The organism is Nonomuraea sp. C10 (assembly GCF_008017515.1).
GTDB lineage: Bacteria > Actinomycetota > Actinomycetes > Streptosporangiales > Streptosporangiaceae > Nonomuraea > Nonomuraea ferruginea.
Genome location: NZ_VPFF01000001.1, coordinates 12,832 through 26,159, shown reverse-complemented (window position 1 = coordinate 26,159; position 13,328 = coordinate 12,832). Strand labels below are relative to the sequence as shown.

Genomic DNA, 13,328 nt, shown 5'->3' with positions numbered 1-13,328 from the left:
GACTGATGCTTTACTGTTTGGGGGGAAAGTAATTCAGCAGGAACCGCATGGCGGCGGTGATCGTCACTGTCCGAAAACGAGCCTCGTCAGCGTCGGACTGGCCGGGATGAGGTCCATTGGTATGGGTCATCTTCCAAAGGCTTCTGAGGTAAATCCCACCGTCATCCTCCGGCAGATGGTTGTTGTCAATCAGATGGGCAATAGCTTTGCCGCCCTCGCCAGCCCGCCCCCCGCCTACATAGCCCTGTTCAGTCGCAAGCTGCATCACCAAGCCTTCGAGCGCAGCCCGTAGCTGCCCGTTCGCCGACTCATAGTTACCACGGCCGAGGTTGCTAACGGCCTGTGCATAGTGAGTCAAGACAACGGAATAGCTTCGATCAGTAAGGTCCATTTCGAGAGCTGTGATCTGCCCTCCTAGGGGAACGGGGGCTGGGTCGGTAGGAAGAATTTCAAACACGGGAACAAGATCTCCCTCTTGAAAGTCGAAGTCCTCCGTCCACTTCAACTCATATCCATCCGCAAGCAGGTCTTCGGTCAATTCATTGAACCAGTCCGGCGCACGCTTAGGGTCCTTAACGAGATACTTCACCACAAGAGTCAGATATCGCAACATCGCATCGGTTGCGTCACTATCACCTTGCTCGCCAGCCTTCTTGGCTCCCAGAAGCCGTGATCGAACCAACTCTTGTTTATTGAAATCCTCTGCGCCGTAATCCCACAACCCCGTTCGCATCAGCAGTGTTGACAGATCACTCTTCGTATACGGGTCCTGACAGATGTCAACCAGGAGTCCTAGGGTGCGGGACGACAAGGCGCTCATCGAAGTTTCTGTCCCTTCTGGGTAAGAGATAAGGTATAAATCATATGCCTTACCCACGTGTAACGTCGCGTCTGCGCGCTACAACCAGCTTGAGCCGCGATAGCGGGACCGAGGCCGTGACGATCGCGTACTTCGGCGCGCTCGTCCGTGGTCGGGGCGATCAAGAATCTGCAGGTCGAGTTATGGCGAAGCCTCCCGGTCAAACACGAGTCGCTGCGTGGCAATGCCTGTGATCTGTACGGCGGGCAAGTCCGCCCACTCCCGTTGAGCCCGAGCGACAGGGCCAAAGCAGAGACGTACAGCGGGCTTTTGTCGGTGGACCGGTTTATGGTCAGAGCGGACATCGGGAGTAGAAATGGATGATCTCCTCGCGGCGTGCAGTAGTCAGCTGAGCACATGGGCGTCTGCGTTCGCCCGTGAGCGACGGCTGCCCGACCAAGCGCTGCGGCTCCGGCCGCCGCTGAACGTGGACGAGGCCAACGGGCTGGCCCTGGCTCGTGGCGCTGGCCTAGTGGAGATACAGCCCGATGGAGTGTTCCGGCTCGTAGGCGCCGCGCGGAACAAGGGGCCCTACAACCTGTTCTCGCAAGGCCCGGCCCCCTTACTCAACCGCGAATACTTGGTACAGATCGCGGCGTTCGCCGAGCTGGTGATCGAGCACCGCTGGCCAGCGCGGCGGGTGGCGTTCGAGTACGACGCGCTGGATCTGGCGACCCTTGACGGCAGCGGACGGCCCGTGGTGGTGGCCGAGGCCAAGCGCGACACCGCGTCGCTGGACCGCATGCTCGCCGAAATGCGTGCCGCAACGGCGCGCCAGGTCGCGGCACCGGCGAACACGACACAGCGGAAGATCGCTGCGCTGTCGAGGCTTGGTGCCCAGGTGTTCTGGGCGGTGGCACCCGGCGTACGACGTGCCTTCAATATTGAGATCGACCAGGACGGTGTGCCGCAACTCATTCCTCGCGAGGCACCATTGGCGGGGCCACGCACGGACCTGGACTGCCCGGTGTGTGGATCCGAGGAGGACGTGCGAGGTAGCCGACTGCCTGATGGACGCATCCGCCTGGTGTGCACCGCCTGTGGCCATCGCTGGTCGCGGACACCCCGAAATCCCTGCCGACGGTGCGGATCTGCGGATGTCGAAATCGGCACCTACCAGGGCTGGGCCTACGACGACCCCGACGCCGCTGCTGACGACAGCTCGGCACCATGGCACTACGTCGACTGGGACGTCTACCGTTGCCATAGGTGCCACCACGTCTGGCAAGCAGGCCGCCGTGCCGACTGAGGGTGGGCGGGCCGACTGGGCCAAGCTCACCGCATTCCTGTCCGCCCAATCCGACGATGAGGTGAGCCTCTCCTGGAGCGAGCTGGGCCGGATCGTCGGTACGATTCCGGCCTCGGCGATCCGCCACCATCCGCAGTGGTGGCACGGCGACCGTTCCCACACCCGTGCTTGGCGTGCCGCCGGCTATACCCTCGTACGGGTGGAGCCAGGGCGAGCGGTCATCTTTCGCCGCAGCAGCCCGATCCGGCCGTCCAGCCTCACGGTGCCGCGACAATCAGCGACGCCGACCGCGACCACGCCCACCGGCAGCGCGCGGATCTTGCAACAGATCATGCCCCGCGACGTGTTACTCGTGATCCCCTGCTCGAAACGCAAGCGTGATGGTGGCGAGGCTTGGAGCGGACGTGCGTCCCAGTGGCCAGCTGCTCTTGTCTCGGCCCGCGAACGCAATAGGGAGGCGGCCCGCTTGGATGAACGCTACGTGCTCCCCGCCTGGCGCCGCTACTCCGGGGAGTTCTACACGGCCGCCCAGGATGCTCTCACGAGTGCCGTAACCGAGAACGCGCCGCTCGTTATCCTCAGTGGCGGTTATGGCCTGCTGCGCGCCGACGAACCGATCGGCTCGTACAACAAGATCATGCATTTGGCGGATTGGCCGCGGGGCCTGCTGGAAGACCTCTTGATCGCCGAGGCGCGCCACGCTCGCGTGCCGACCGTCATGGCCTTTGCCGCGGCCAGCACCGACTATGCGCGGCTGCTACGACGCGTCCCCTGGCAGCGCGCCGGCCTTACCGGATTCCTAGTCACCGTCACCGGCATAGCCCAGGGCGAGATCGCCATGCGGGAGACGCCACGTCGGCTCGGCCAGGCTTTTGCCTGCTTTTGGATGCGGAGTCCCACCCAGCACTATCCAGCGAGCATCACCGTGGAGCGCCTGACATGAACCACGTCGCAGCACAACGCCAACAAGACACCGACCGGTTCTACTCCCTCCTTGACGCGCTCGCTGAGCAGATCGGTGGGACACGCCGCCTCTTCAACTGTTCTGCGGCCAGCGGCTGGCCACAGCGCGGCGTGTATTTCTTCTTCGAAGACGGCGAGACCCGCACCGACGGAAATCGGCCCCGCGTCGTGCGGATAGGCACCCACGCGCTGACCACGACCTCACACACCACCCTGTGGACCAGACTCGCTCAACACCGTGGCCCCATCGACGGAACCAATCCACGCGGCGGCAACCAACGCGGCTCGATATTCCGCCGCCATGTCGGCACCGCGCTCCTCGCCACCGGCCATTGGCCCTCCGAGATAGCGCAATCCTGGCCGAAGAACCACGTGACCTCCCAGCAACGACAAGCCGAACGCCCCCTCGAACTCGCGGTCACCGCCCAGATCGCCGCCATGCCACTGCTCTGGCTCGACGTACCGGACCGAGACCAACGCGGCACCATCGAAGCAAACGCCATCGCGCTTCTATCTCAGCGCACCGGAGCGGTCGACCCGCCCTCCCCTGGCTGGCTCGGCCTGCACACCGCCAACCCCAAAGTACGCAGCTCCGGACTATGGAACAGCAACCACGTCGACGACCGCTACGACCCGTCCTTCCTCGACGACATTGCCCTCTGCTTGAAATCGCATTCGAGGTGATCACCCCTGGCGGAATGACCGCAGGCGGGCTGGCAGTGGTCTCATTCGGCACTTCGGCTTCGGGACAGTCGATGTGACTCCCGATCATCGCTTTAGGAGTCACACCTCCCGTTCCACTCCCTCGTCTGGTCTGCTTTCCGGGCGAGTGGCAGTCAAGTTGGGGGCATACGCGGGATGATCAAGCGCGACACAATCACGCAATCAAACATGCGGGCAGGTCAGACCATTTGAGCCATGAATAACGCCAACGCTCTCCTAAAGCGGGTGCCGCAGGTTCGAATCCTGCCGGGGCACTCTCTTCGACCAGGGTTTTCACCCGTTGACCTGCGGTTTCTCAGCCGCAGGTCTTTGCGTTCCTGATCCTTCATGGCCGCCGAAAGCACCCGTATGCAGCCGTAAAACCTTGTTGATTCCGTCGCCCCTCTCAATTCTTTCGGGGGCGCCGCCCCAGGCGTTCGACCAGATGCCGAGCACGACGCAGGCCAGGAACCCTGCGGCCAGCACAAGTCTGGCCCGACGGTCCGAGCCGTTCAATGTCGATCTCGTCGGCGACGCCGGAGTCACGGACCGCCTCCACCGGAGATCGGCACTGGCATCGACGGGGTGGACTCGCTTCCGAAGCGACATGCCGTACGGAGGTCGTCGGCGCGCGCACAGGTGACCGAACAGCCCGCCCGGCACCGATACCGGTCTCCGTGTTCACATCGACGGAATCCCTGCGCGATCCACTCACATGGGGCCAGAATGACGGGCATGGAAACAAGACTCCATTAGAGGGGGTCTCATCTGGCGGCCGGAAGATCAGCAGCTACCGGCACTCATGGACCAGGTCGTCGCCGCCCTGGCTGTGGGCCTAGTGCTCGACGTACGCCGCTTGCTGTGCGACGTACCCGCGACGGAAGGCTTCGCAGTTTGATCAATTCGAAACGGGGAGTGGGCGCATGGCGGATGGCGCCGGCGAAAATATAGATGAAAGCAAAAACGATGTCCTGGACGTGATCTGGATGATCCTAGGGGCTATCGTCGGGGTGGTCCTGGTGACAAAATACGTGCAATACGCCCGGCTTGCCCATGGGGAGAAAGTGTCGGTTGAGCAGGGCATATTTGCTTTGGGAATATTTGTGGCTCCTTGCATTCTTTCCACTCGGATCGCAGAGATCTTTCGCATCGAAGCACTGCGAGGGAGAATGTCTTGGGGGACATATTGGACCGTGTTGTCTGGCATGGCGGCGTCCATATTCACATTCTTGGGCGTCACAGGCATCGATGACATTATTCAAGTACTGGAGTACTGGTCCTCGCTGCCGAAGGGATCACCGTGAACCCGGCCGGGATGGGCTGCGACCGACCTAGAAGGGGACGCATCTAATCCGTCGCGAGCACGGAACCATTTCCGCCTGTGGCGGAGCCCTGTGGCCGGAGGCTCCGGCCGCCAGAAAGTCGATGGGGATGGACGGATCCGAACCGTCACCGCCGCCCCATTTCGCCCCGGAGGCCAAGCCGAGGGTGCTCGGGGGAAGAGTGCTGCCGCCTCACCTCACCCCCAGGGCTCTGCTGACTGCACGCCTGAGTGCTCACAGGCTTCCCGGGAAGCAATGAGTGCCGTAGCGGCGGCAGCTCGCGCTCCACTCCACTGCACAGCCGTGCGGCCTTCGCTCCCGGCCCAGGTGATCGGCCGCACTTCGAGATCACGATCATGTTGAACCGGATGCGGGCCGGTGCAGGTGTCGGGACGCTGCTCTGTGTCGATCACGGAGCTGTTGGAGGTCGTGTTTCCGCATCTTGCCGCCGTTTCGTGTCGAGCGGGTGCGTCGGATAGGCCGCCTGGGCCAAGCGCACCTTCGCCGAGCAGGTTCCCGGCCTGACCAGCAGGCACGGTGGGCGCGTAGCGCCACTGCCGTCCATGCTGCGGGTGGTGGCGCCGGCTCTGGGAGGTCGCCCCGGTGCCCGTTGGCGGGGTCAGGCCGCCACCATCCGGATACCGCATCCCACCGGCATGGTCACCGACCGGCCGAAAGGCACGCAATCACGCCGAGGAACCTCAACCTCTGTACCGCGATCCATGTACGTGAAGGCGCCTACAGACATTTGTGTCCCAGAGCGAATCCCGAGGCTCTTCGCCTGAAATGCGAGCACAGCATCCGCCTTTCGATGAACGCCTCCGGCCGCAATCACTCCACGTAATACTTCAATGACACTAGGAATCGACTGGAACGTCACTCAGAGCGACTTGTGAACAAGTTTGATAACTCACCGCCGACATCCCGTCGCAGGCTGTTGATGTTGAATAGCTCTGACCTGGGCATTCACGGATTCGTCGGTGTTTACCGGTTGGGCGACACTTGCAACTGACTGCCAAAAAACTCGCCGCCGACGCCATTCATCTCCAAGACAGTTCCAAGTCGCCGTACCTATACCTGAAGCCGGTCAGACATCGGGGCGACCTGTCGATATCTGCGGTGGGCCGGCGGATTAACGCCGACGCCCGCCCCGCTTATCGTCCGGCGGCTTCGCCAAGGGATGACGCATGTGGGGGTACGGCATGGACGGGCGCAAGGCGCGTGAAGACGAGATCGACGTCGATCGGCACGTGCTGGAGGACATCGCCAGAGCGGCCTTGGCGCGAGCGGACCTGGCGGCGGTGGACGGGGAGGAGGGCGCCGCCACTTGGGAGTTCCGTCATCGCCGACCGTGGATGTACGTGACGCCGGACGGCGTGACACGCCAGGCGCAGGGCTGGAAGCTGCACGTCTCGGCGACGCCGCTGTCGGCTCCCGTGGTGCTCGCCCGCGTGGTGGAGGTGCTGGCGCGGCGCCGCTGCCCCTTCAAGTTCGCGGCGACGCTGGCCGAACTGTCCAATCTGGTGTCCAGGGAGCAGGACCGCGGAGCGGTGGGCAAGTTCGTCACCGTCTATCCGCCCGACGACCGGGCCGCGACCGCGATCGCCGAGGAACTGCACGAGGCCACCATGGGCCTGCCAGGGCCGCGTATCCTGTCCGATCGCGTCTACAAGCCGGGCAGCCTGGTCCACTACCGCTATGGGGTGTTCTCGGCGCCTCTCGTCCTGGACAACGACGGCTCCTACGCCTCCCGGCTGACGGCTCCCGACGGCACGCTGGTGACCGACAAGCGCAACCCCTGGTACTCACCACCGCCGTGGGCGTCCTGCCCCTTCGAGTCGGGCGGAGCTCCGGTCCGGTCGGCCGCGCCGGAGGCCGTGCTGCTCGCCGACCGGTTCGTGGTGCGCCAGGCCGTCCGGCACAGCGCCAAGGGCGGGGTGTTCCTGGCCGAGGACCGTGACACCGGCGGGAACGTGATCGTCAAGCAGGCCCGGCCGCACATGGGCGCCAAGATGAGCGGGCGCGACGAGCGCGACAACTTACGTCACGAGTGGCGGATGCTCGGCCTGTTCGGGCCGCTGGGCATCACCGCAGGCAGGGTGGCGCTCTTCGACAAGGACGACAGCCTGTTCCTGGTGCAGGAGCGCGTCGAGGGGACCGTGCTCACCGCCTGGGCGGGCGAGCGCCGGCGCGAGACAGTGCTGCGTCTGGTGGGGCGGCTCGTCGACCTGGTCGCGACGGTGCACGAGCAGGGCTACATCGTGCGCGATCTGACTCCGAACAACGTCATCGTCACAGAGGACGGCGACGTCCGGCTGATCGATCTTGAGACTGCGGCGGTGCCCGGCACTCCGGTCGGGCGGGCCCGCACCCGTGGGTACGCTCCCCCGGAGCAGGAGCGGGCCCCCGCCCATGGGCCCTGCCCCGGCGTCGAAGTGGACCTGTACGCGCTGGGCGCGACCGTGTTCTACCTGGTGACCGCATGCCAGCCGATGTTGGCGCCCGACGAGGGAGAGCAGGCCAGATCGTGGGACTCCCGAGTCCGTACGCTGGTCGAGGTGGCCGTCTCAGGCGATCCCCTGGCCACTGAGCTGGCTCCCATGATCCTGGGTTTGATGGCGGAGGATCCTGCCCGGCGGTGGGATCTCGCCAGGGTCCGCGCATTCCTGTCCGATCTGGGTCCGCGGTCGCCCGCCGTGGCGGGAGGGCGTCACCGGCTCGGTACCCCCGAGCAGGACCGGTTGCTGCACGACGGACTGGCGTACACCTGGCGCAGCATGTCCGCAGAGCCCCCGGACGGCGGGACAGGGCCGGAAGCGCGGCTGTGGCCCGTCGGCGCCGGGTACGGCGTCAGCGCCGATCCCTGGGGCGTCCAGTACGGTGCGGCCGGCGTGCTCCACCTGATGGCCTCCGTGGTAGGGCCCCATGCCGCGAGCCTGCCGCAGGAGCTGCGCGTCCCGCTGACGACAGGTCTGCGCGACGGCGCCGGATGGATGATCGGCCGTCTCGCGGGTGAGCATCGCCCGTCACCGGGGCTGTATTTCGGCCGGGCGGGCATGGCCTGGGCCCTGTACGAGGCGGGCAGGGCGCTCGACGACCACGATGTGCGCTCGGCGGGGCTCGGCCTCGCCCTCGAACTGCCGGTCAGCTGGCCGAACCCCGACATCTGCCATGGCCTGGCCGGGACGGGGATGGCGCTGTTGCACCTGTGGAACGTCACCGGTGACACGAGGTTCCGCGACCGGGCCAGCGGATGCGCCGACGAACTGCTCAAGGTCGCCCAACGTACTCCCGACACGGTGCTGTGGCCCATCCCGCGCGATTTCGACTCCGCGCTGGCGGGGGTGGTGCACTACGGGTTCGCCCACGGCGTCGCCGGGATCGGCGCGTACCTGCTGGCGGCCGGCGTCGCGCTCGGACGCGAGGACTGCCTGGAAACCGCCGCCTTGGCCGGTCGTACCCTCATGGACGCGGCCGACCACCAGGGCGCGGCCGCCTTGTGGGCGGAGGGCCCGCGCGGCGGGGCGAAGCTGACCCACTGGTGCAACGGGTCCTCGGGGATCGGGACGTTCCTGGTACGCCTGCACGCGGCCACCGGTGACCGGCGCGCACTGGAGATGGCGCGGGCCGCCGCCGTCGCCGTGCACGGCCACCGGCTGCGCTCCGGCACCGCTGCCTGTCACGGACTGGCCGGGGACGGGCAGTTCCTGCTGGACATGGCGGATCTTACCGGCGAGCCGGTCTACCGCGAGCAGGCCGGGGAGCTGGCGAGCATGGTGTGGGCGCGAGCCACGATGCGCGACGGGCTGCTCGTGGTGCCCGACGAGAACGGCCTTGAGGTGACGTTCGGCTGGAACACCGGGCTGGCCGGCGTGCTCGCCTTCCTGTGGCGGCTGCGTCACGGTGGTCCCCGCCCGTGGATGGCCGACGCCGCGATCGGTACGGCCTCCGCTCCCGAGGCGTTCGCGGCCGCCGCCGGGAGGGCGTCATGAGCCCCCCGCCCACGGCCACCACCCGACGGATCAACTTCCGGTTCTCTGCCACCGGGGAGCATGTCGCCTGCCTGGCCGCCCATGGCCGCGCCCGGCTCATGCCGGAGTTGTGGGACCTCACCGGCCCCGCGCCACGGCCACGCCTGCTGCCCACCAGGGACGGCGAGGACTCCTGGACCTTCCCGCTGCCCGCAGGGGACGTCGGTGTGCTGCTCTGCCGCCACGGCAAGCAGTCCACGCGGCTGCTGCTCGCCGTCCCCGGGACGGACGGGGCGCCGGCCGAGGAGCACGAACTGTTCGCCTCTCGCGGCCCGGGCCTCGGGCTCGTCGGCGGCATCGCGCCGGGCACCGCCGCCCTGCTGTTCGAGAACGGCGAAGGCCGCCGTACCAAGGTGTGGCGGGTGTCAGGGCATGCCGAACCTCCTGAGCCGGTCGCCGAGCTGACCGGCCCGGCCGGCGGCGGAGTCTGGCTCGACGCGGACGGCCGGCGTCTCGCGCTGGCCCGTCCCGAGCCGGGGGCAGGTGGCACGTTCGTCCTCGACCTCGCCACCGGTCTCTCGGCGCCGCTCGAAGGAGTGGCGGACGGCGAACACCTGCTCATGGCCGCACCTCGTACCGGAGTGCTTCTCACCGCGGCACGGCGGGACGGCGCGTTCCGTCTCGGTGTACGGCACCGCGACGACCCGGCGCCGACGGTGTTCCCCGAGCGGTTGAACCGCATCGAGGGCAGCGTCACCCCCTTGGCCCTGGATCCCGGCGGACGGTGCCTGGCCCTGTCGGTCGCCCGCCGGAGCCGCTCCCACCTGCTGCTGCACGATCTCGTGGCGGACACCACCGTCGAGGCGGAGCTGCCGGCCGGGACCTTGCAGCCCACGGCCCGCTGGACCACCGGCGGACTGCACCTGCTGCACACCACGCCGGACCGCCCGCTCGGCGTGGTCACCCTGCCCGATCCGCTCCGGTCCCGGGTACGGGCAACCGCCGAGGAGCAGCCGGGACGTTGGATTGCTGCGCGAACGGTGGACTATCCAGGGCCGGTCGAGGCCATCGTGTACGGCGATCCGGTGGCGAGCGAGCGGGTGGTCCTGGCGTTGCACGGTGGCCCGGAGGCCGCCTGGCACTTCGGTTTCGAGCCGTTGTTCCAGCGGATGGCCGCGGCGGGCATGGCGGTGGTCGCGCCCAATCAGCGAGGGAGCACCGGCTACGGCGCCGCGCACCGCGACGCCATCCGCGGCGCGTGGGGCGGCCCGGACCTCGCGGACATCCTTCGTCTGGGGCGCACGCTGGCCGACGCCCGTGGCCCGGGCCGGCGGCCCATGCTGTACGGCATCAGCTACGGCGCCTACCTGGCTCTGCTCGCCGTCGCCGCGGAGCCGGACCTGTGGGCCAGAGCCGCCGTCATCGCCCCCTTCCTGTCCGGCGGGGAGCTGTACCGGGACGGGCCGCCCAGCGTACGCGCGCTGCTCGACCGCCTCGGCGGCCGGGTGGAGCTCGACGACGAGCTCGGCCCGCGCGACCTGGCCCGGCTGGCGGATCGCATGCGGCTGCCGATCATGATCGTGCATGGTGAGCAGGACCCGGTCATCCCGGTCGCCCACTCCCGGCGGCTGCACAGCCGGCTGCTGGCGGCCGCCCACCCGGTGGCACCGGTCTACCTGGAGATCCCCGGATCCGACCACGACCCGCTGGTCTCCAGCGAGGGACATCTGGTCGCCGACCGTCTCATCGACTTCCTGAGCGAAGGGGCCACTCGAATCCTGCACCAAGGCACGTCCGTGCCCGCCTAGCAGGCCCACAGGCTCCGGCCTCATCGTCGTGATGGGGCCGGTGGACAGGCCGTCTCGAACACGAGCGGCACAACGGTTGACGAAAGGAAAGCACCATGGAGCTCAACATCGACGCCCTCGACATGCTGCCCGCCGACCAGGAGTCGGAGCTGTACCCCTGTGTCAGCACCTGGCTCTGCGACTGGACCTGCTACGCCACCTTCACCTCCTGACGAGGCGGCGGTCGTGACCAGCGTGCTCGGCCCTGATCGGGGCTGAGCACCGGAGGTGGTCCCGTTCCTGGACGTTCGTCGTCCCGGAACGGGACCGCCGTTCATCGAACCATCGCGAAGAGAGCAACGCCGCGTCAGGCGACGAGGAAAGGACCACGCCATGAGCACCCCACAGGGGCCCAGCGACGTCATCTGGGACATCACGTACGCCTGCCCGCTGCGCTGCGTGCACTGCTACTCCGAGTCCGGCAGACGACCGGCCCGGCAGCTGAACCGGGACGAGATGCTCAGGGCCGCCGACGCGATCGTCTCTCTGCGTCCGCAGGCGGTGGAGTTCGCCGGTGGCGAGCCGCTGCTGGTCAGAGACCTCCTGGAGGTCGCCGAGCGGATCAGCGGAGCGGGGGTGGCGGTCAACCTCTACACCGGCGGATGGACGTTCGACCGACGGTGGGCCGAAGAGGCGTCCCAGGTCTTCTCCCGGATCACCGTGAGCGTCGACGGGGCGAGCGCCGGGGTGCACGACCGGATCCGCGGACGGGCCGGTTCGTTCGAGCGGGCGATGCGTACGCTGGCCATCCTGGACGAGGTCTCCGGGGAGCGCGGTGCCGATCCGGTCGAGTTCGGGGTCGACTACGCGGTTGTGCGGTCCAACCTCGATGAGCTGGAGGAGTTCTGCCGCGCGGTCGCGCCCCGGTTCCCTCACCTGCGCTTTCTCACCTTCGCCGCCGCGGTGCCGTCCGGACTCGCGAGCAGGAAGGAATTCGCCGAACACGAGCTGCTGGACTTCGGCCAACTGCGCACCCTGGTGAGCCGCGAGCACGTCGAACGGCTGCGTTCCCTCGCCCCCCGCTCGGTGCAGCTCATGACGTCGAACAACATGATTTTGATGATGCACCCGGACCTCGTGCAGCGGCACGGCTTCCCCATGCTGCAGGTGGAGCCGGACGGCGAGGTACGCGCGATGCCGATCTACGAGGGCACCGTCGGCAACCTCCTCACCGAGGACGCCGGCACACTGTGGGAGCGCGTCAAGGAAAGATGGAGCGACCCGTTCGTGGTGGAGGCCCTGTCGGCGGTCCGCTCGATGGAGGACTGGGCCGAGGCGACCCGGCGCATCGACTACCACTTCGGCACGGACGAGGTCCGCCGCCGCATCGACCGCCGCCCGCTGTACACCTTGGACGACCGGACGAGTGGCCGAAGGCACATCGCGTCAATGGCCGGCCCTGCCTCTGGTCACCAGCTTTGAACGGCCAATAGCTCCACAGCCACCGGCGTTCTGGGTGATTCTGTGCCCTTTCGAGCACGAGGGCCTCATATGGCCCGCTGGACCCGCTAATCGACTTCGGACGGGAGAAGGGTTTTCAACCGGAGGCGTTCACAGGCTTTTGGTTCTGATTGATACTCACAGAATTGTGGACCACCAGTGCAATAACCAACAGATGTGGCCGAACATCCGCGAATGTACGACTCCCTTGTCGGCAGAACGCGGTTGGCATATGTGTGGGACATCGTCTGCTGGAGGAGACCTTGCCACCCAACCGATGGCCGACCGGCACCTTCATGCACCGTCTGACGGACGAGCTGCGCGCGGAGCTTCTTGAGCTCGGGACCTTGCGTACGGTCCCGCCCGGGCACGTGCTGATCAGGCAGGGAGATCGCGGCACATCGATCTGGATCCTCCTGGACGCGCTGGTCAAGGTGACCGCTGGTGTCGAGAACGGCGTGGAGGCGACTCTGGCAATCCGTGTTTCGGGTGACATCGTGGGTGACATGGCCGCCATGGACGGGTCGCTACGGTCGGCAACCGTGACCACCTGCGGGCGCGCGGTGTGCCAACACGTCAAGGGTCCGGTGTTCCGCTCGTTCGTGAGCCGGCGCCCGGCCGTGGCATTGGCGCTGACGCAAGTCGTGGCCGAGCGGCTACGTTGGGCCAATCAGCGGCGCCTCGACTTCGCGGGGTACGAGACGAAGATATGCCTGGCACGCGTACTGATCGCGTTGGTCTCGAGGCACGGCCGCGCGACGGATGACGGCGTGAGCATCGGCGTCCCGCTCACAAGAGCCGAGCTGGGCATGTTGGTGGGCGCCAAGGAGATCACGACGCAGAAGGCCCTGCGCGAATTGGCCGCGGAAGGAGTCATCCGGCGAGGGCATCGCGACGTGGTGGTGAAGGACCTGGAGAGGCTGACCACGCTCGCCGACCTCCCATTCCTCGCCAAGCCATATTTCTAAGGCTTCT

The 13,328-nt window shown here is 66.9% G+C and carries 10 protein-coding genes; 9 read left to right on the top strand and 1 reads right to left on the bottom strand.

Annotation, left to right across the window (positions count from 1 at the left end):
* Positions 1–10: 10 nt before the first annotated feature.
* Positions 11–820 (bottom strand): hypothetical protein, encoded by an 810-nt coding sequence (locus FR742_RS00110; RefSeq protein WP_148029003.1) that lies wholly within the window; start codon positions 818–820, stop codon positions 11–13.
* 355 nt (positions 821–1,175) lie between these two features.
* Between FR742_RS00110 and FR742_RS00105 the strand changes: the two genes are divergently transcribed.
* The 9 genes from FR742_RS00105 to FR742_RS00070 all read left to right on the top strand — a co-directional run bounded on the left by FR742_RS00105 (position 1,176) and on the right by FR742_RS00070 (position 13,321).
* A complete protein-coding gene (locus FR742_RS00105; RefSeq protein WP_148029002.1) occupies positions 1,176–2,108 on the top strand; it encodes a hypothetical protein in 933 nt (310 codons plus the stop codon).
* Positions 2,098–3,051: a hypothetical protein gene (locus FR742_RS45520; RefSeq protein WP_261808282.1), complete on the top strand. Its 954-nt coding sequence runs from the start codon at positions 2,098–2,100 to the stop codon at positions 3,049–3,051. Before FR742_RS00105 ends, FR742_RS45520 begins: the two co-directional genes overlap by 11 nt.
* Complete coding sequence (locus tag FR742_RS00095) at positions 3,048–3,755, top strand: hypothetical protein (RefSeq protein WP_222708803.1); 708 nt, start codon at positions 3,048–3,050, stop codon at positions 3,753–3,755. The genes FR742_RS45520 and FR742_RS00095 overlap by 4 nt, the downstream gene beginning before the upstream one ends.
* A gap of 941 nt (positions 3,756–4,696) precedes the next feature.
* Positions 4,697–5,077, top strand: coding sequence for a hypothetical protein (locus tag FR742_RS00090; RefSeq protein ID WP_148029001.1), 381 nt, complete (start codon positions 4,697–4,699; stop codon positions 5,075–5,077).
* 1,205 nt (positions 5,078–6,282) lie between these two features.
* The gene (gene lanL, locus FR742_RS00085; protein WP_148029000.1) at positions 6,283–9,087 is read left to right on the top strand and encodes a class IV lanthionine synthetase LanL; all 2,805 of its coding nucleotides are present in this window, start codon (positions 6,283–6,285) and stop codon (positions 9,085–9,087) included.
* Positions 9,084–10,874 (top strand): S9 family peptidase, encoded by a 1,791-nt coding sequence (locus tag FR742_RS00080; protein WP_148028999.1) that lies wholly within the window; start codon positions 9,084–9,086, stop codon positions 10,872–10,874. The genes lanL and FR742_RS00080 overlap by 4 nt, the downstream gene beginning before the upstream one ends.
* Positions 10,875–10,969: 95 nt before the next feature.
* Complete coding sequence (locus FR742_RS45010) at positions 10,970–11,086, top strand: ALQxL family class IV lanthipeptide (protein WP_219545916.1); 117 nt, start codon at positions 10,970–10,972, stop codon at positions 11,084–11,086.
* A gap of 160 nt (positions 11,087–11,246) precedes the next feature.
* Positions 11,247–12,335: a radical SAM protein gene (locus FR742_RS00075; RefSeq protein WP_148028998.1), complete on the top strand. Its 1,089-nt coding sequence runs from the start codon at positions 11,247–11,249 to the stop codon at positions 12,333–12,335.
* A gap of 254 nt (positions 12,336–12,589) precedes the next feature.
* On the top strand, positions 12,590–13,321 hold the full coding sequence (locus tag FR742_RS00070) for a Crp/Fnr family transcriptional regulator (protein WP_261808281.1): 732 nt from the start codon (positions 12,590–12,592) through the stop codon (positions 13,319–13,321).
* Positions 13,322–13,328: the final 7 nt, after the last annotated feature.